Source organism: Plantactinospora alkalitolerans, assembly GCF_015690345.1.
GTDB lineage: Bacteria > Actinomycetota > Actinomycetes > Mycobacteriales > Micromonosporaceae > Plantactinospora > Plantactinospora alkalitolerans.
Genome location: NZ_JADPUN010000202.1, coordinates 37,984 through 56,429, shown reverse-complemented (window position 1 = coordinate 56,429; position 18,446 = coordinate 37,984). Strand labels below are relative to the sequence as shown.

Below are 18,446 nucleotides of genomic sequence, written 5' to 3'. Positions count from 1 at the left end.
GAACGGCGAGGTCGACCCCGAGCGCGGCCAGCCAGTGCCGGGCCCGGGGCGTGGTCTCCGGCACGACGGCAAGCTGGGCGAGTTCGAGCAGGTCCAGTGGCTTGCCGTCGTGGACACCCAGCAGTTCGGGCGGACCGGACCAGGAGTGCCGCCACCGGACGACCCCGGAACGCAGGGCGGCCAGGGTCAGCACCGGAACCAGCATCGGCGCGAACTCGCCGGCGAGTTCCCGGCGGGTGGCGGCCGGCAGCAGCGGCTGGGCCAGCTCGACCAGCCGCCCCGCCTCGACGAGGTCGAGCAGGGCACCGAGGCAGGGCTGCGCGGTGCCGGCGACGGCCTCGGCCAGCCTCGCCACGACCCGGGCGGCGGCCCGTTCGGTGGCTGCCGCGGCGGTGAACGCGGTCAGTTCCGGCCAGGACAGCACGGTACGACCGTCGGTGCCGACCAGCGCGGCCTGCAACTCGCGGCCGAGCAGGTCGAGTTCGGGGAGCAGTAGCGCGGCCGGACGGTCGTCGACTGCCACATTCCGGACCGGGGCGCTGGCGATGGCGGAGAGCCGCTCGGCGAGCGGCGGATGGGTGTCCCACCGCGAGGGGTGGTGGTCCGGAGTGGTCTGTCGGAGCCGGACCAGTTCCGGCTGCCGGTTGGCCAGCAGGTGGCGGAAACCACCGAAGAGGTCCTCCGGGGTGTGTCCGGACTCCCAGGCGGGTCCGACGTACCGGGAGAAGTAGAAGTCCCAGGCGGCGTCGATCACGTGCAGTTCACGGAGCGCGTCACCGGCGGCCTGCCGGCCCGCTACCCGTACGGCGGCGCGGTCGGCCTCCAGCTCCTGCCGCCGTACCACCGCGTGGTCCACCAGCAGATACAGCCGGGCGTAACCCTTGAAGGCCCAGCCGACGGGGTTGTACCGGCCGATCCGGGTGATCGTGCCGCCGATCGCCAACCGCCCCCGGTAGGCCACCGCACCGAGCGCGGTGTGCCGGCCCGAATAGTGCCCGAGTTCGTGCGCGAGTACGGCGTACAACTGGGCGAGGTTCAGTCCGTACAGCAACGGGATGCCGAGGTAGAGATGTCGCGGCCCGGAGAGCAACCCCAGCAGTCGGCTCTGCTCGACCACCGCGGCGTTCACCATCGGCACGAGCCGGATCTCGTCCGGGGGCCGGGTGCCGACCTCGGCGGCGAGGCTCCGGACCGCGTTCCAGAGCATCGGCGCCTGCGCCGGGGTGACGGGTAGTCCCTCCGGCGGCTCCGGCCGGCTCCGGATGGCCCGCCAGAGCGCGAGCCCGACCGTTCCGGATGCCGCGACGATCAGCGGCCAGATCAGTTTCAGCGCCAGCAGCCCTGGTATCAGGCTGGCCAGCCATGCGGCGAGCGCGAAGACGGCGACGAGTTGGACGAGCGCGAGCAGGTAGAAGCCGGCGAGCATCGCAACGGCCAGTCCCGCCCGAATCGGAGCGGTCATGCGACGTTCCCCCCGTGGTCGCTTGCTCGTTTCGAGGACGGAGCGGGACGCTATCGCTTCGGACCGTGCCCCCACAAGACCCGTCGATGTCCGTACGATTCGTGCCGACCGTCTAGAGAGGACATGACCTGTGTGGCCGTTCCGTCGTGGCGCCAAGCTGACCGTTCCGACGATCGATCCGGCGCTCGGTGATCCGGACGCGGTGATGTTGCTCGATCACCTCGCGAACCGGAACTGGCGTCCGGTGCACGACTTCCTGCGTCGGGTGGAGGATCCGGACGACTTCGCCTGGTACGTCGACCTGGCGGCGGAGACGACGGGGATGCAGGCCTGGATCGGTGAGTGGATCGAGGCAGAGCCCCGGTCGGCACTGCCCGTGCTGGTCCGTGGCGCCCACGCCATCCGCTGGGCCTGGCAGGCCCGGGGCAGTGGGCGGGCCAAGGACACCTCGGCGGCCCAGTTCCAGATGTTCGCCCAACGGCTCAAGCTCGCCGAGGACTGCCTGGACGAGGCGGTGCAGCGGGCTCCGAACGACCCCACCGGTTGGGCGCTGCTGATCGTCACCGGGATGGGACGCGGGCTGGGCGTCGACGAGTCCCACCGTCGGTTCTCGGAGGCCACCACCCGGTACCGCTGGCACCACGGGGCACACAACAGGATGCTCGGCCAACTCTGCGCCAAATGGGGTGGGTCGCACGAGCAGATGCACCGCTTCGTCGACGAGACGGTGGCCAACGCGCCGGCCGGCAGTGGGCTCGGCGCGCTGATGCCGAAGGCGCACATCGAGCGGTGGCTGGACCTACCCGACGGGTCGGACCGGGTGCACATGCGGCAACCGGAGGTACGCGCCGCACTGCACTGGGCGGCGGACCGGTCCGTCCGGCATCCCGGCTACCGGCGTCGGCCGGGCTGGCCGGTTCCGCACAACAATTTTGCGATGGCCTTCTGGCTCGCCGACGAGCACGCGGCGGTGGCGGAGCAGTTCGACGCGGTCGGTGACCTGGTGACCGAGTATCCGTGGAACTATCTGGCCGGCGAGCCGGCGGAACGGTTCGCCCGGGCCCGGGCGCAGGTGTACCGGGAGCGGACGTCCGTACCGGGCTGACCGCGACTTTGGCTGACCGGGACATCTCCCCGGCCGGCGGTGGTGCGGCCGGCGGTGGTGCGGCCGGCGGTGGTGCGGCCGGCGGTGGTGCGGCCGGCGGTGGTGCGGGCCGGACCGGTGCCGTTGTGCCCGGCGTCGCGGCTACGCCGAGAGCGGGGCGTTGCAGGCGGCGACGACCGCCCGGCGACAGGCCGCGGTGAGCGGTCGCAACGCGGCGTCGCGTTGCTGGGCCTCGTGGCCGTTGACCGAACCGCCCGGCGCGGCATGTTCGGCCAGCGCGAGCACCTGGTCCAGCACGCTGGCCCGGGCGAACAGCCGGCGGGAGCGCGGATCGAAACCGGGCGGCAGATCGATCCCGTTGTCCGGGCGGCGCAGCGCGGCGAGCGCCCCGGCCAGTTCCGGGCGCCACTGCGCGACGTCCAGTCGGGTCAGCGCCGCGGTCGCCTCGGCGAGGGCCGTCGAGAGTTCCGCCTCGGCCTCCGCCGCGCCGGGATTGACCAGCGAGGCGGCGGGAGCGTTCGTCGGCAGTGGGTACACCCGCCACAGCAGCGTCTCGAAGGTCACTCCCGACCCGGAGGTGTGCGTCCGTACCTCGGGGATCACGCCGAGGTCGCGGGCCACCACCGCCTCGCCGGCGAGCAGCGCGGCGGAGGCGAACGGGCCGGGGCCGGGCAGCCCGCGCGGATCACCGGGGGCGGGCAGCACCAGGCGGATCTCGTCGGGCGAGTGCTTGGAGAACGCGGCCAGCGCGTTCCGCAGCGGCACGTCCGTCCAGGTGCCGGGAGCATCGGCGACGAGGTGTTCCTCACCGCGCGCGATCTCCTCGGCAATCTCGTCGTACGGCACCAGCCCGGCACGCCAAGCGCGTACCCAGGCCACGAAACGGCTGGACCGGCGCGCTACAAGGGTCGCCGCGCCCGTTGCGGGGGACATGCGGCTAGGGTACGTGCTTTGCGTGGCGGCTGTCTCGGCTGCCCGCCGGGCGGCGCGTCTACGACACTGTTCGGCCGGTCACGGCTAGCGTCGGCCCTCATGGGGAGGATGTACGGAGACGACGTGCTCGCCGGAAACTGGCGGCGCCGCAAGGTCGTGCCCGAGGTGGACGCCGAGCCCGATCTGGTGGTCGAGGATGCCGACTCGGGCTTCTGTGGCGCCGTGGTGGGGTTCGAGTCGGGCGCGGTGGTGCTGGAGGACCGGCACGGGCGACGGCGCAACTTTCCGCTCCTGCCGGCGGCGTTCCTGCTCGACGGGCAGCCGGTGACGTTACGTCGACCGGGGCCCGCGATGGCGGCACCGGTACGCCAGCGGACGGCGTCCGGCTCGGTCGCGGTGGCCGGAGTACGGGCACAGGTCGCCAAGGCCAGCCGGATCTGGGTGGAGGGGATCCACGACGCCGCGCTGGTGGAGCGGATCTGGGGCGACGACCTGCGGATCGAGGGCGTGGTGGTGGAGCCGCTCGACGGCATCGACGAACTCGCCGCCGAGGTCCGGAACTTCGGTCCCGGACCGGGGCGCCGGTTGGGCGTCCTCGTCGACCACCTCGTGCCAGGATCGAAGGAGAGCCGGATCGTGGCGGCGGTCACCTCGCCGGACGTCCTGGTCACCGGGCATCCGTACGTGGACGTGTGGCAGGCCGTGAAGCCGTCGGCGGTCGGCATTCCCGCGTGGCCGGTGGTGCCGCCGGGACGGCCGTGGAAGGAGGGCGTCTGTGCGGCGCTCGGTGTCGCCGAACCGGCACAGATGTGGCGGCGGATCCTCTCCCGGGTCGACAGCTTCCACGACGTGGAGACACCGCTGATCAACGCCGTGGAACGGCTGATCGACTTCGTGACACTGCCAACCGGTTCGTGACGCTGCCATCCGGTTCGTGACGGCTGCCAACCGGTTCGTGACGCTGCCATCCGGTCCGTGACGGCTGCCAGCCGGCTCGCGACGGTGCCAGCCGGCTCCTAGCCGGTCCGGTCGGGGTCGCGGGTGAAGACGAAGGTGGCGATGTCCAGCGCCGCCGCGACGCCGGTCGGGTCGCGGCGGACCACGAGGATTTCGCCGTCGTTGAGGCCGGACCGGCCGCGCCACCGGCCGGTGCCGTCCCGGCCGAACCGCCAGGGCGCGGCGGCGCTCGACGCCAGCTGGGTGATCAGCAACTCGTCGGTGGTCGCGTCCCAGGCCACCTCGACCTCCCGGCCCATCCACCACCAGCGACCGGTCAACTCGGCGATCTCCGGTGCCGGCGGCGCGGACGCCGGTCGCCAGGGCCGAACCGGCACGGGCTCGGAGTCGAGCACCGTACTGAGCAGCTGCCGGCCGAGCGCGGGAAGTGCTCCGGACCGGAAACCGTACGAGTTGGCGAAACCGACGACGCCGGTGCGGGACGGCCGGTGCACCGACATCGTCGCGACGTAGCCGGGCATCGAGCCGCCGTGCCCGACGTACACCCGGTCGCCGACCCGGTGCAGCTCCAGGCCGAGCCCGTACCCGGCGGTCCAGGAGTCGAGGTCGGAGATCGCCACCGGAACGCACATCTCGGTGAGCGTGCCGGGGGCGAGGACCTCCGGATCCGGTGCGGCGAGGAAGGCGGCCCACCGGGCCAGGTCGGTGGTGGTGGCCCAGATCTGTCCGGCCGGCGCCATCGCCCCGGTGTCGGTACGCGGCTCCTCCCGCAACGTCCCGTGCCAGGGATGTACGACGTATCCGCGCGCGAACGGCTCGGTCGCCTGGTAGGAGGTGCGGACCATCCCCAGTGGATCGAGCAGTCGGGTCCGGACGAGTTTCCACCACGATTCGCCGGTGATCCGTTCCAGCACCGCCCCGAGCAGCCCGTACGCGAGGTTGGAGTAGTGGAAGGTGCGGTGTGGCGGATGGGCCAGTTTGGCGGCGGTCAGCCCGGCCAGCAGGGTGTCGAGGTCGGCTCCGGCCGAGCGTTCCCACCAGTCGCCGTCCGGCTCCCGTTGCAGTCCGGCGGCGTGGCCGAGGAGCTGGCGGAGTCGTACCGTGCCGACGGGGGTGTCGGGCAGGTGCCGGTCCAGCGGGTCGTCGAGGTCGAGTCGCCCCTCGTCGCGCTGTTGGAGCAGCAGTACCGCCGTCATGGTCTTGCTGATCGAGCCGATCCGGTACTGGGTGTCCGGATCGGGTTCCGGGGTCTGCCCGGCGGCGGCGACGTGCGCGAGCCCGCCGTCGCGGAGCACCCCGATGATCAGCGACGGTGCCCGGCCGGTGGCCTGGGCCTGGGCGACGAGCGCGTCGATCCGGTCGGCCCGGAACATCCGCACCGACTCCGCCCGGCGACACCAGGCCTCGACGTACGCCAGGCCGCCGACCATCAGCACCCGGATCGGGTCGATGGTGCGTTCGGTCGTCTCGTCCCGGGTCGCGGTGTAGTACGTGATCCGGAGCGCCCGCCGACGCTGCACCGCGTCCCGCAGCGCCTCCACCCGGTCGCCGTCTCCGGGCATCCGTACCGCGACCGGGGCGTCCGCGAGTTCACCGGCGGCGTTCTCGATCTTGGCGAGGGCCCGCTCGATCGCGTCCCGGTTCGCCATCCCCGGGGTCTCGGCGAGCATCCGCAGCGCGACCACCAGCGCGAGCGCCTCGTCGGGGGTGAGCCGCAGCGGACGGTCGATGCCGGCGTCGTAGGTGATGGTGACCCGGTCACCGTCGAACGCCATGTCGATGAGATCGCCGGGTCCGTACCCGGGCAGCCCGCAGACCCAGAGCAGTTCCAGGTCCTCCCGCAGTTGCCGCTCGGTGACCCCGAGGTCGGCGGCGGCCTCGGCCAGTTCGATGCCGGGCCGGGCCAGTAGGTAGGGCACCAGGTTGAGCAGTCGGGCCAGCCGGTCGGCCGAGGCCCGTGCGCCGCCGGACCGTTGCGCCGGACGAGTCACGCCGGCTCCTCCCTCTGCTCAGTCAGTCACCAGGGCACGAGCCCTGTCCGTGTTACGCCGACGTCCGGGCCACGACCACGTCGTCGTGCCGGGCGGCGATCTCCTTCAGCCGCTGGATGACGGCCTCCCGGACCTCCGGTGGGTCGACCACCCGGACATCGGGACCGTAGCCCACGAGCCTACTGGCCAGTGACTCGGCTTCCGCGTACGGCAGGACCAGCCGGTCACCGTCCGGTCCGCTGGTCACCTCCCGGGCCCACCGGCGTAACCCGGCGGCGCGGCCGGGCCGGACCAGGACGGTGGCCCGGCCGGAGCGCTCCACCGGACCGGAGAACCGGGCGACGTGACTGATCAGATCGACGCCGACCGGCGGAGAGAAGGCGTTCGGCTCGCCGAGCACCCGGACCGCGCCACCGATGATCCGGGACAGCCGGAAGCATCGGGCGGCCGCCCGGTCGAGATCATGACCGACCACGTACCACCGGCCACGCCAGCAGACCACGCCCCAGGGCTGCAACCGCCGGCTCGTCGGGGCGTCGCCCTCGGGCACCCGGTACTCGAAGGTGACCGTGCGGCGGTCCCGGGCCGCGGTGGTGAGCGGTGCGAACGCCGGGTCGACGGTGACCACGGGCTCCATCCCGAGGGTGGCCTGCGGGTCGACGTCGATGCCGGCGGCGCGCAGTTTGGCCAGCCCGGAGGAGGCCGCGGCGGCCAGGCCGGCGTGCCGCCAGAGCCGGGCGGCGATGCCCACCGCCGCCGCCTCGTCGGGTTCCAGCGGAATGTCCGGTAACGCGTACTCGCGGTGTGCGATCCGGTAACCCGGCTCGGTGTCGAACGCGCTGGCCGTACCGGTCTCCAGCGGCACGCCCAGTTCGCGCAGCTCGGCCTTGTCGCGCTCGAACTTGCGCTGGAACGCCTCGTGGTCCCGAGGGTCGTCCGGATCATGCTCATAGCCGGGTACGGTCGCGGCAATCTGCGCGGCGGTCAGGAACCGTCGCGTGGACAGCAGGCAGATCACCAGGTTGACCAGGCGTTCGGTACGGGTCCGCGACACGACACAGACGCTAGCAGTGTCGGATCACAACGCGGGTACCCGCGCCAGGTCCCGGTCGGGTCCGCGCCTGCGTCCGCTGGCCGGCTCCTAGGCTGGCCCTATGGCGGAACGGGACGGCACTTCGGAGAGCCTCGGCACGGTGGTGGTGGCCGGACTGGCCAATCTCGCGATCGCCGTGGCCAAGGTGGTGGCCGGAACCATCTCCGGCTCCGCCGCGATGCTCTCCGAGGGTGCCCACTCGGTGGCCGACACCACCACCGAGGTACTGCTGTTCACGGCGCTCCGCCGTGGCGCCCGGCCCGCCGATCCGCAGCATCCGTTCGGGTACGGCAAGGAGAGCTACGTCTGGGCGTTCATCGCCGCGATCTTCACCTTCGTGGTCGGCGCCGGCTTCTCCATCACACACGGGGTCAACACCGTCCGGGACGGGGTGCACAGCGGCGAGTACCTGATCTCGTACGTCGTACTGGCGATCTCGTTCGGAATCGAGTCGGTGTCCCTGGCCCGGGCCGTCCGGCAGATCCTCCGGACCTCCCGCGAGCGGAACATCACCCCCGCCCGCTTCCTGCGGCACACCGCGGACACCACGATCAAGGCGGTGTTCCTGGAGGACGCCGCCGCGCTGATCGGCATCTCCGTCGCCGCCGCCGGCCTCGGCCTGGCCCAGCTCACCGGCGACGAACTCTGGGACGGACTGGCCTCGATCGTGATCGGTCTCCTGCTCCTGGTGGTCGCCGCCATTCTGGCCCGCAGCAACATCTCGCTGCTGGTCGGGCGGGCGGTACCACCGCAGATGTACTCGGGGATCTACCGCGAACTCTCCTCGCTGCCGACGGTGGACCGGGTGGACACGCTGTTGACCATGCACCTCGGTCCGGACGACATCCTCGTCGCGGCGAAGGTCGACTTCCGGGACGAGGCCACCGGGGCGGAGATCGAGGCCGGCTCGGACCAGGCCGAGCGGCAGCTCGTCGCCCGCTATCCGAACATCCGGTACGTCTTCCTCGACCCCACCCGGACCCGCCGGTCGTAACGGCCGGGCGCGGTGCCGGACGGGGCCGGACGACGGAGCCCCGACGCCCGCCGACTACCCTGCCGGCCATGGTGCGATGGCGGTCAGGCACGGTCACGACGCTCCGGCGGCACTGGCACGGTGCCGTCGAACTCGACGTCCGGCAGACCGACGGCGGCATCGTCCGGGCACTGGCGTACCCGGAACTGGTCGGCATGCCCGAGCCGGGCGACCGGGTGCTGCTCAACGTGGGCGCCCTGGTGATGGGGCTCGGAACCGGCGGATACGCCCTGGTCGTGGCGCTGCCGGACCGGCTGCCGGCCGACCCGCCCGATGCCGGCCACAGCCGCGACGCGGGGCATCTGGTCAAGGCCCGCTACACGCCGCTGCAACCGATCGTGCTCGGTGTCGACGAGGAGGCCTCGCCGCACCGGGCTGCGCTCGCCGATGCCGACGGCCTCGACGGGCTGCCGGTGGTCACCGCCGATCTGCACTCCGCGCTGCCGGCGGTCGTCGCCGGGATCCGGGCCGACGCGCCCGGAATCCGGATCGCCTACCTGATGACCGACGGGGGTGCCCTGCCGGCGTGGTTCTCCCGGACCCTGGACGGGCTGCGGACCGAACTCGCCGGAACGGTCACCGTCGGCCAGGCGTTCGGCGGTGACCTGGAGGCCACCAACCTGCACAGCGGTCTGCTCGCCGCGCGGCACGTGCTCGGCGCCGAGGTGGCGATCGTCGCGCAGGGGCCGGGCAACCTGGGAACGGGCACCCGGTGGGGCTTCTCCGGGGTGTCGGTCGGTGAGGCCGTCAACGCCGTCGCGACCTTGGGCGGTCATCCGGTGGGTTCGCTGCGGATCTCCGGAGCCGATCCCCGGCCCCGGCACCGCGGCCTCTCGCACCACAGCGTCACCGCGTACGGCCGGGTCGCGCTGGCCGCCGCCGACCTGGTGCTCCCCGCCGAACTGCCGCCGGACCTGCTCACCGAGGTGGAGGAGGCCCTGGTCCCGCTGGCCGAGCGGCACCGCGTCGTCCGGGTGGCCGTGGCCGGACTCGACGAGGCGTTGCGTGCGACGCCGGTCCCGCTCTCCACGATGGGGCGCGGCCTGGATGCCGACCACGCGTACTTCCTCGCGGCGGCCGCCGCCGGGCGGCACGCCGCCAGCCTGCGCTGACCCGGAGCCCGCCGCCGGCCTCTGCCGAGCCGCCGGCCTCTGCCGAACCGCCGGTGCGTATCGACGGGTCAGCTCAGGAACACCAGGGCCAGCCAACCGGCCACGACCAGCACGAGCGTCACCGTCAGCACCCAGGTGGGCACCTTGTACTCGCCTCGGCGGTTGCGCTCGATCTCCTCACGGATCTTCGCGCGCCGCCGCTCGACACGGTTCTGTCGCACCTGCTCGGGGCGATGATGCTCGCCCTCGTTCCGACCGGATTCTGGATGCGTCATAACGGCCGCCAGAATAACGAATGCCCCGGGCGGGCCTGGCCGGCCCCGCCCGGATGCCCGGTCACATGCTCGCGATCAGCCGTTCGACCCGCTCGTCGTAGGCCCGGAACGGGTCCTTGCACAACACCGTCCGTTGCGCCTGGTCGTTCAGCTTGAGGTGCACCCAGTCGACGGTGAAGTCCCGGCGCTTCTCCTGGGCGTGTCGGATGAACTCACCACGCAGCCGGGCCCGGGTGGTCTGCGGTGGCGTCTCCTTGGCCTCGAAGATCTCCGGGTCGGTGGCGATCCGGTCGACCTGCTTACGCCGCTCCAACAGCCCGTACAGGCCGCGTCCGCGGCGCAGGTCGTGGTAGGCGAGGTCCATCTGCGCGATCCGGGGGTGCGAGAGCGGCAGGTCGTTCTTGCGCTGGTACTTCTCGATCAGCTGGAGCTTCGTCACCCAGTCGATCTCGCGGGACACCGGGTCCAGGTTGCCGTTCTCGACGGCGTTGAGCACCCGCCCCCACAACTCGACGACCCGCTTCGCGGTCTGGTCACCGCCCCGCCGCTCGACGAACTCGGTCGCCTTGGCGAGGTACTCCTGCTGGATCTCCAGCGCGCTGACCTCCTTGTTCGAGGCCAGCCGTACCTTCCGACGCCCGGTGATGTCGTGCGAAACCTCCCGGATCGCCCGGATCGGGTTCTCCAGCGACAGGTCGCGCATCACCACCCCGGCCTCGATCATCCGCAGCACGATGTCAGCGCTGCCCACCTTGAGCAGGGTGGTGACCTCGTTCATGTTCGAGTCCCCGACGATGACGTGCAACCGTCGGTACCGCTCGGCGTCGGCGTGTGGCTCGTCCCGGGTGTTGATGATCGGCCGGCTACGGGTGGTCGCCGAGGAGACGCCCTCCCAGATGTGCTCGGCCCGCTGCGACAGGCAGTAGACCGCCCCGCGCGGGGTCTGCAGCACCTTCCCGGCCCCGCAGATCAGCTGCCGGGTCACCAGGAACGGGATCAGGACGTCGGCCAGCCGGCCGAACTCCCCGTGCCGGGAGACCAGGTAGTTCTCGTGGCAACCGTACGAGTTGCCGGCCGAGTCGGTGTTGTTCTTGAACAGGTAGATCTCGCCCGCGATCCCCTCATCGTGCAACCGCTTCTCGGCGTCGACCAGCAGACCCTCCAGGATCCGCTCGCCGGCCCGGTCGTGGGCGACCAGGTCGGTGACCGAGTCACACTCGGGGGTGGCGTACTCCGGGTGGGACCCGACGTCGAGGTAGAGCCGGGCACCGTTGCGTAGGAAAACGTTGCTCGATCGTCCCCAGGACACCACCCGACGGAAGAGATACCGGGCGACCTCGTCCGGAGACAGTCGCCGTTGACCGCGGTAGGTGCAGGTGACGCCGTACTCGGTTTCAAGGCCGAAGATTCGCCGCTCCATGCTTGGAGATTAGTCGCCCGGAGCCGTGGTTGGTCAGTGTCAGGACGTGGCGTTGCGCGGATCTGGTTCCGATGCCGGTCCGGAGCCGCCGATCGGGCCGACGGATCGGCACCTGCCGGCGACCGCCGCGCCGCCGGCCGGCGGTCACCGGCCGGGATCCTCCAGGATCCCGAAGAGGTACTCGCCGTAGCCGCTCCTGCTCAGCGGCTCGGCCAGCTCGCGCAGTTGGTGGTCGCTGATCAGCCCGCCACGCCAGGCCACCTCCTCGATACAGCCGACCTTCAGCCCCTGCCGCTCCTCGATCACCCGGACGAACTCGCCGGCCTGCATCAGCGAGGTGACGGTGCCGGTGTCCAACCACGCCGTACCCCGGTCCAGGGCCGTGACCTTGAGGCGACCCGCCGCCAGGTACGTCTGGTTCACGGCGGTGATCTCCAGTTCGCCCCGCTCGCTCGGGGTCAGGCCGCGGGCGATCTCCACCACGTCGTTGGCGTAGAAGTAGAGACCCGGCACCGCGTAGCGCGACTTCGGCTTCTCCGGCTTCTCCTCGATCGACAGTGCCACCCCGTCGGCGTCGAACTCGACAATTCCGTATCCCTCGCAGTTCGCCACCGGATAGGCGAAGATTCGTCCACCTTCCGGCGCATCGTTGCGGGCAAGACTTCGGCCCAGTCCCCCGCCGTAGAAGATGTTGTCGCCGAGAATCAGTGCCACCGGTTCACCCGCCAGGAAGTCCTCGCCGAGCAGGAACGCCTGGGCGATTCCGTCCGGACTCGGCTGCGCGACGTACTCCAGCCGCAGACCCCACTGGGCGCCGTTCCCCAGCAGCCGCCGGAACTGCTCCTGGTCATCGGGAGTGGTGATGATGAGGATTTCCCGTATTCCGGCCATGACCAGAGTGGACAGCGGATAATAGATCATCGGCTTGTCGAAGACCGGCATAAGCTGTTTCGAGACCGCCTGGGTGATCGGCCACAGCCGCGAGCCGGTGCCGCCGGCCAGCAGGATTCCACGCATTCGCGCAGGTTACCGGGGTACGGCCCGACATTGAGTCGGCTCACCGACAATTTCGGATACGGCCGCAGCGACGGAGGAACGCGTAGACTTCCCGATCCATGAGGATCCTCGTAACCGGTGGAGCCGGATTTATCGGTTCTGAATATGTTCGTATGGTGCTCACCGGTACGGGCCCCCGACTGGCGCCCAGCGCGGTAACGGTGCTGGACAAACTCACCTACTCCGGCAACCTGGCCAACCTCGATCCGGTCCGCGACGACCCCCGGCTCCGGATCGTGGTGGGAGACGTCTGCGACCCGGCCGTCGTCGACCAGGCGGTGGCCGGTCACGACGTCGTCGTGCACTTCGCCGCCGAGTCCCATGTCGACCGTTCCATCCACAGCGCGGCGCCCTTCATCACCACCAACGTGCTCGGCACCCAGACCCTGCTGGACGCCGCGCTGCGGCACGGCACCGGCCGGTTCGTCCACGTCTCCACCGACGAGGTCTACGGCTCGATCGACTCCGGATCCTGGACCGAGACCTGGCCGCTGGCGCCCAACTCGCCGTACGCCGCCGCCAAGGCCGGTTCCGACCTGCTGGCCCTGGCGTACCACCGCACCTACGGGATGGACGTGGTGGTGACCCGGTGCTCCAACAACTACGGTCCGTACCAGTTCCCGGAGAAGGTCATTCCGCTGTTCGTCACCAACCTGCTCGACGGCGGCAACGTGCCGCTCTACGGCGACGGCGGCAACGTCCGGGACTGGCTGCACGTCCACGACCACTGCGTCGGCATCGCGCTGGTCCAGGACAAGGGCCGACCGGGCGAGGTGTACCACATCGGTGGCGGCACCGAACTGACCAACCGCGAGCTGACCGCCCGACTGCTGACCGCCTGCGGTGCCGACTGGGACCGGGTCACCCCGGTCGCCGACCGGCTGGGCCACGACCGCCGCTACTCGCTCGACATCACCAAGATCAGCGAAGAACTCGGGTACGCCCCGCAGGTCACTCTCGAGCGGGGGCTCGCCGAGACGGTCACCTGGTACCGGGAGAACCGGGCCTGGTGGGAGCCGCTCAAGGCGCGGCTGGGCGGCGAGGGAACGTGGCGACCCGACGTTCCGACCCGATGACCTCCGCCGGACGGGTCCGGCCGGACGGGTCCGGGATCGGGTGGCTGGTCACCGGGGCCGGCGGGATGCTGGGCCGGGACGTGGTGGCCGTACTCTCGGACCGGCCGGACGTCCGGGTCACCGCCGCCACCCGGGCCGAACTGGACCTGACCGATCCGGCGGCGGTCCGCGCCGGGGTGACCGGGCACCAGGTCGTGGTGAACGCCGCCGCCTGGACCGACGTCGACGGGGCGGAGAGCCGGGAGGCCGCCGCCACCGCGGTCAACGGTGCCGGGGTGGCCACCCTCGCCCGGGCCTGCGCCGAGGCCGGTGCCCGGCTGCTGCACGTCTCGACCGACTACGTCTTCGGCGGGAATGCGACCCGGCCCTATCCGGAGGACGCTCCGACCGCTCCGATCAACGCCTACGGCCGCAGCAAACTCGCCGGAGAACTCGCGGTGGCCAGGCTGCTTCCGCAGACCGGATACGTCGTCCGGACCGCCTGGCTGTACGGCACGCACGGCCCCAACTTCGTCGCCACCATGCTCCGGCTGGCCACCGAACGGCCGCGGCTCGAGGTCGTCGACGATCAACTGGGCCAGCCGACCTGGTCGTACGCCCTCGCCGAGCGCCTGGTCGACCTCGGCGGCGCGGCCCGGCGCGGCGACGCACCGGCCGGGATCTACCACGGCACCGCCGCCGGCCAGACGACCTGGTACGGCCTGGCTCGGGAGATCTTCGTCCGGGCGGGCCTGGATCCGGACCGGATCGTGCCGGTCGACAGCGGCCGGTTTCCCCGACCGGCCCGACGGCCCCGCTACAGCGTGCTGGGCCACGCCGGCTGGGCCCGAGCCCAGCTGCCACCGCTGGCGGACTGGCGATCACAGCTCGCCGCGGCGCTGCGGCCCGCCGACCCGGCGGTGGTCGCCACCGGGCCGGACCCGGCGGTGGTCACCACCGGGGCGTCCGGCTCCGGACCGACCGTCAGAGCCTGATCCGCTACTTGGCTGGCTTGGCCTTGCCCTGGCCGGGCTTGTCGTTCCCGTTCCCGGCGTCCTTGCCGCCGGTGGTGGAGCCGGTGGACTTGTCCGGGCCCTCCAGGTCCGCGGAGGCGGCCGACTCGGTCGGCTTGTCCGGGCCGGTGGCCGGCAGCTTCGGATCCGGGGTCTCGGTTCCGGTGGCCTCGGCCGGCGAACCGTTGAGCAACGCGGTCAGTGGCGCACCGGTGATCCGCCGGAAGGTACGGCCCACCCGGCGGCGGTCCAGGATCGCCACCTCCAACTGGCTCGCGGCGATGGTCCTGGGCGCCCCGCCCTCGCCACCGACACTGCCCAGCGCCCGTACGGCCAACCGGACGGCGGCCTCGAGCGACATGTCGAGCTGGTGGTCCGCCTTCAGCGCCCCGGTGACCGCCTCGGCCTGGCCCCCCATCGCCATCCGGCCCGGCTCGTCGTTGACGGAACCGTCGTAGGTGATCCGGTAGAGCTCGTCGTCCTCCGGCGTGCCACCCACCTCGGCGACGCAGATCTCCACCTCGAACGGCTTGGACTGCTCGGTGAAGATCGCCCCCAGGGTCTGGGCGTACGCGTTCGCCAGCGCCCGGCCGGTGACGTCCCGCCGGTCGAAGCTGAGCCCGGTGGTGTCCGCCATCCGCACGCCTGCCCGGCGCAGGTTCTCGAACTCGTTGTAACGGCCGACGGCGGCGAAGGCGATCCGGTCGTAGATCTCACTGACCTTGTGCAGGGCGCTGGAGAGGTTCTCCGCCACGAAGAGCACCCCGCCCTCGTAACTGAGCATGACGGCGCTCCGGCCCCGGGCGATGCCCTTGCGGGCCAACTCCGAGCGGTCGCGCATGATCTGCTCGGGTGAGGCGTAGAACTGCATGGCCACGGCGGCGGTTCTCCTTACCGGTTCTGCTGACGGCGGACTGCGGGATGTGCGGCGGGGTCAGCCGCCCGGGTTCTCCAAGCGGGCGGCGACCACCGCTTCGGCGACCGTGGCCGCCTCGGCGTCGGAGAGCCGGTTGGTGCCCTCCGCGGTGGCCGTCATCACGACCGGGTAGATCCGGCGGCTCAGGTCGGGGCCGCCGGTGGCGCTGTCGTCGTCGGCGGCGTCGTACAACGCCTCGACGGCCACCCGGATGGCCTCCTCGGTGCTCATCCCGGGGCGGTACCGCTTCTTCAGGGCCGACTTCGCGAACAGCGAGCCCGAGCCGATCCCGTCGTAGCCGACCTCCTCGTAGGGACCGCCGGCGACGTCGAAGCTGAAGATCCGACCGGCCCGGGTCGGATCGGCGGCGGCCAGGTCGAAGCCGGCGAAGATCGGAATGACCGCGAGGCCCTGCATCGCCGCGCCCAGGTTGCTCCGGACCATCGCGGCGAGCCGGTTCGCCTTACCGTCGAGGGAGAGCATCGCCCCCTCGATCTTCTCGTAGTGCTCGAGCTCCACCTGGAACAGTCGCACCAGTTCCATGGCGATGCCCGCCGTGCCGGCAAAACCGACAAGCGAGTGCGCGTCGGCCGGATGCACCTTGCGCATGTCCCGGCTGGAGATCAGGTTGCCCATGGTGCCGCGCCGGTCACCGGCCATCACGACGCCGTCGGTGGTGGTCAGGGTGACGATCGTGGTGGCGTGCGGAACGAGGCCGGTGGCGGAACCGGGCGGCAGCGGCCGGCGACCGGGCAGCAGGTCGGGGGCTGCCGCGCTCAGGAACTGGGTGAAGGAGGACGTCCCCACGTTGAGGAACACGTCGGGTAGACGCCCACTTGGATCAAAAGCCGCTGCCACGTGCTTCCTCTCAGGTATCTTCTCGCGTCGCCCCGACCCCCGCGTTCACGCGGAACCGGACGAGGCCACCGTTGCGGTGGAAGCAGAGTATCCTCCGGATCCCACCGGTGCGATCATCGTCGTCCTCGTGTTGCCGACCAACGGAACACCGTCGCCGAGGGCGGTCGGCGGGCTCGCCGGTCGCCCGGACCCGGTGCCGGGATCGGTGTCCCCAGGGACCCCGGAAAGGCTCCGGCACCAACGGTTCCCCGGGCCCGGAACGCCGTCTTCCGTGGCGGCGAGGCCGGGCCGGGTCCGTCGACGGCGCCTACTCGCCGCCCTTCTGGACATAGCCCCGGACGAACTCCTCGGCGTTCTCCTCCAGTACGGAGTCGATCTCGTCAAGCAGGTCGTCGACATCCTCGGTGATCTCCGCGTGCCGCTCGGCAACCTCGGGGTTCGCCTCGGTCGCGACCTCGTCGACCTCTTCGTCCCGACGCGACTTCCCGGGCTGGGTCTGACCACCGCTGTCACGAGTAGCCATCTGGTGCCTCCTCCACGATCGCCTGCGAGAAACTTACCTCGGATCGACGACGAAACGACGCCGCCGCGACTCCCGCGGCCCCGCACAACCGATCTTTCTCGCCGCCGGCCCGGCCGTCAGCCGCCGGTGATCGTCTCCAGCAGGTCCTTGGCGCTGGCACACCTGTCGAACAGCGCGCCGACGTGCTTACGCGTTCCCCGCTCGGGCTCCATCATCGGCACCCGCACCAACGATTCCCGACCGACGTCGAAGATGACCGAGTCCCAACTCGCCGCCACCACCTCGGAGGCGTACTGGGCGAGGCAGCGGCCCCGGAAGTAGGCCCGGGTGTCCTCCGGCGGCTCCACCATCGCGGCCCGGGTCACCTCCTCCGACAGCAGCGTCGCCATCGAGCCCCGGCTGACCAGGCGGTGGTAGAGGCCCTTCTCCGGGCGTACGTCCGAGTACTGCAGGTCCACCAGTTGCAGCTTGTGCGAGGCCCAGCCGAGCTTCTCCCGCTCCCGGTAACCCTCCAGGAGCCGCAGCTTGGCCACCCAGTCGAGTTCACCCGCGCAGAGCATGGCGTCCCGGCCCAACCGGTCCAGCACGCTCTCCCAGCGGTCGAGAACGTCCGCGGTCTGCTCGTCGACGTCGTCGCCGTACCGCTGCTCCACAAAGGAGTGGGCCCGCTCGTAGTACGCCCACTGCAGGTCGAGCGCGGTCAGCCGCCGACCGTCCCGCAGCCGGAGCCGGTGCGACAGCGACGGATCGTGACTGACCGCCTTCAGCTCGCCGACCGGATCGGCGATCGCGAGGTCCGGTGTCAGCGCCTTCTCCTCGATCATCGCGAGGATCAGTGACGTCGTGCCGACCTTCAGGTACGTGGAGATCTCCGAGAGGTTGGCGTCGCCGATGATGACGTGCAGCCGGCGGTACTTGTCGGCGTCCGAGTGCGGCTCGTCCCGGGTGTTGATGATCGGCCGCTTCAGCGTCGTCTCCAGGCCGACCTCGACCTCGAAGAAGTCGGCCCGCTGGGAGATCTGGAAACCCGGCTGGGAGCCGTCCTGTCCGATCCCGACCCGTCCGGCACCACAGACGATCTGCCGGGTCACGAAGAACGGCGTCAGGTACGCCACGATGTCGGCGAACGGGGTCTGCCGGCGCATCAGGTAGTTCTCGTGCGCGCCGTAGCTGGCGCCCTTGTTGTCGGTGTTGTTCTTGTAGAGGTGGATCGGGTGCGTACCGGGGATGGTGGCCGCCCGCCGGGACGCCTCGGCCATCACCCGCTCGCCCGCCTTGTCCCACCGGACCAGGTCGAGCGGGTTGGTCACCTCCGGAGTCGAGTACTCCGGGTGGGCGTGGTCGACGTAGAGGCGGGCGCCGTTGGTCAGTATGACGTTCGCCAGTCCCAGGTCCTCGTCGGCCAGTGCCTCGGCCGGGTCGTACGCCGCGCCGGAGTAGGTGAACCCCCGGGCGTCCCGCAGCGGCGACTCCTCCTCGTAGTCCCACCGTGCCCGGCCGCCCCGGGCCAGCTCCGGACGGGCGCCGTACGCGTTGACGACCTGGGAGGAGGTCACCATCGGGTTGGCTCCGGCCTGGCCGGGCACGGAGATGCCGTACTCCACCTCGCTGCCCATGATCCGCCGTACGCTCATGCCGTCGCCT

16 protein-coding genes and 2 pseudogenes are annotated in these 18,446 nt (G+C 71.3%); 6 read left to right on the top strand and 12 right to left on the bottom strand.

The genetic code is table 11. The features are described from left to right. A partial coding sequence (locus I0C86_RS22055) for a M48 family metallopeptidase (protein ID WP_196203161.1) occupies positions 1-1,462 on the bottom strand: 1,462 nt, incomplete at its 3' end. Between the two features lie 130 nt (positions 1,463-1,592). Between I0C86_RS22055 and I0C86_RS22050 the strand changes: the two genes are divergently transcribed. Continuing rightward, positions 1,593-2,567 (top strand): DUF4034 domain-containing protein, encoded by a 975-nt coding sequence (locus I0C86_RS22050; protein ID WP_196203160.1) that lies wholly within the window; start codon positions 1,593-1,595, stop codon positions 2,565-2,567. Between the two features lie 141 nt (positions 2,568-2,708). On the opposite strand, the gene I0C86_RS22045 is transcribed toward I0C86_RS22050, so the two are convergent. Further along, positions 2,709-3,500 (bottom strand): hypothetical protein, encoded by a 792-nt coding sequence (locus I0C86_RS22045; RefSeq protein ID WP_196203159.1) that lies wholly within the window; start codon positions 3,498-3,500, stop codon positions 2,709-2,711. 99 nt (positions 3,501-3,599) lie between these two features. Here I0C86_RS22045 and I0C86_RS22040 point away from each other — a divergent pair, with 99 nt between their 5' ends. Next, a complete protein-coding gene (locus I0C86_RS22040; protein ID WP_196203158.1) occupies positions 3,600-4,418 on the top strand; it encodes a DUF3097 domain-containing protein in 819 nt (272 codons plus the stop codon). Positions 4,419-4,516: 98 nt separating this feature from the next. Here I0C86_RS22040 and I0C86_RS45745 read toward each other — a convergent pair. From I0C86_RS45745 to I0C86_RS22030, 3 genes and pseudogenes are all read right to left on the bottom strand, one after another. Next, positions 4,517-4,783: pseudogene (locus tag I0C86_RS45745) on the bottom strand (DUF7586 domain-containing protein); the annotation flags it as partial. 177 nt (positions 4,784-4,960) lie between these two features. Next, positions 4,961-6,448, bottom strand: a pseudogene (locus I0C86_RS22035) (serine hydrolase); the annotation flags it as partial. A 52-nt stretch (positions 6,449-6,500) separates the two neighbouring features. Further along, on the bottom strand, positions 6,501-7,502 hold the full coding sequence (locus I0C86_RS22030; protein ID WP_196203157.1) for a helix-turn-helix transcriptional regulator: 1,002 nt from the start codon (positions 7,500-7,502) through the stop codon (positions 6,501-6,503). 100 nt (positions 7,503-7,602) lie between these two features. On the opposite strand from I0C86_RS22030, the gene I0C86_RS22025 reads away from it, so the two are divergent. Both I0C86_RS22025 and I0C86_RS22020 read left to right on the top strand, forming a co-directional pair. Then, positions 7,603-8,535 (top strand): cation diffusion facilitator family transporter, encoded by a 933-nt coding sequence (locus I0C86_RS22025; RefSeq protein ID WP_196203156.1) that lies wholly within the window; start codon positions 7,603-7,605, stop codon positions 8,533-8,535. A 68-nt stretch (positions 8,536-8,603) separates the two neighbouring features. Then, positions 8,604-9,686 (top strand): DUF3866 family protein, encoded by a 1,083-nt coding sequence (locus I0C86_RS22020; RefSeq protein ID WP_196203155.1) that lies wholly within the window; start codon positions 8,604-8,606, stop codon positions 9,684-9,686. Positions 9,687-9,754: 68 nt separating this feature from the next. Here I0C86_RS22020 and I0C86_RS22015 read toward each other — a convergent pair whose 3' ends face one another. The 3 genes from I0C86_RS22015 to rfbA all read right to left on the bottom strand — a co-directional run bounded on the left by I0C86_RS22015 (position 9,755) and on the right by rfbA (position 12,398). Next, positions 9,755-9,961: a hypothetical protein gene (locus I0C86_RS22015; protein ID WP_196203154.1), complete on the bottom strand. Its 207-nt coding sequence runs from the start codon at positions 9,959-9,961 to the stop codon at positions 9,755-9,757. Between the two features lie 61 nt (positions 9,962-10,022). Continuing rightward, positions 10,023-11,381 carry a Pup--protein ligase gene (gene pafA / locus I0C86_RS22010; RefSeq protein ID WP_196203153.1) on the bottom strand — a complete coding sequence of 453 codons (1,359 nt, stop codon included), beginning with the start codon at positions 11,379-11,381 and terminating at the stop codon, positions 10,023-10,025. A 144-nt stretch (positions 11,382-11,525) separates the two neighbouring features. Beyond that, positions 11,526-12,398, bottom strand: coding sequence for a glucose-1-phosphate thymidylyltransferase RfbA (gene rfbA, locus I0C86_RS22005; protein WP_196203152.1), 873 nt, complete (start codon positions 12,396-12,398; stop codon positions 11,526-11,528). 98 nt (positions 12,399-12,496) lie between these two features. Here rfbA and rfbB point away from each other — a divergent pair, with 98 nt between their 5' ends. Together rfbB and rfbD are read left to right on the top strand one after the other, a co-directional pair. Next, on the top strand, positions 12,497-13,513 hold the full coding sequence (gene rfbB, locus I0C86_RS22000; RefSeq protein WP_196203151.1) for a dTDP-glucose 4,6-dehydratase: 1,017 nt from the start codon (positions 12,497-12,499) through the stop codon (positions 13,511-13,513). Then, a complete protein-coding gene (gene rfbD / locus I0C86_RS21995) occupies positions 13,510-14,487 on the top strand; it encodes a dTDP-4-dehydrorhamnose reductase (RefSeq protein WP_196203150.1) in 978 nt (325 codons plus the stop codon). The genes rfbB and rfbD overlap by 4 nt, the downstream gene beginning before the upstream one ends. Before the next feature lie 4 nt (positions 14,488-14,491). On the opposite strand, the gene prcA is transcribed toward rfbD, so the two are convergent. From prcA to dop, 4 genes are all read right to left on the bottom strand, one after another. Further along, positions 14,492-15,382 (bottom strand): proteasome subunit alpha, encoded by an 891-nt coding sequence (gene prcA / locus I0C86_RS21990; protein WP_196203149.1) that lies wholly within the window; start codon positions 15,380-15,382, stop codon positions 14,492-14,494. A gap of 57 nt (positions 15,383-15,439) precedes the next feature. Then, a complete protein-coding gene (gene prcB / locus I0C86_RS21985; RefSeq protein WP_196203148.1) occupies positions 15,440-16,279 on the bottom strand; it encodes a proteasome subunit beta in 840 nt (279 codons plus the stop codon). A 307-nt stretch (positions 16,280-16,586) separates the two neighbouring features. Further along, positions 16,587-16,802, bottom strand: coding sequence for a ubiquitin-like protein Pup (locus I0C86_RS21980; protein ID WP_196203147.1), 216 nt, complete (start codon positions 16,800-16,802; stop codon positions 16,587-16,589). A gap of 116 nt (positions 16,803-16,918) precedes the next feature. Beyond that, a complete protein-coding gene (gene dop, locus I0C86_RS21975) occupies positions 16,919-18,436 on the bottom strand; it encodes a depupylase/deamidase Dop (RefSeq protein WP_407676337.1) in 1,518 nt (505 codons plus the stop codon). Between the last annotated feature and the right edge of the window lie 10 nt (positions 18,437-18,446).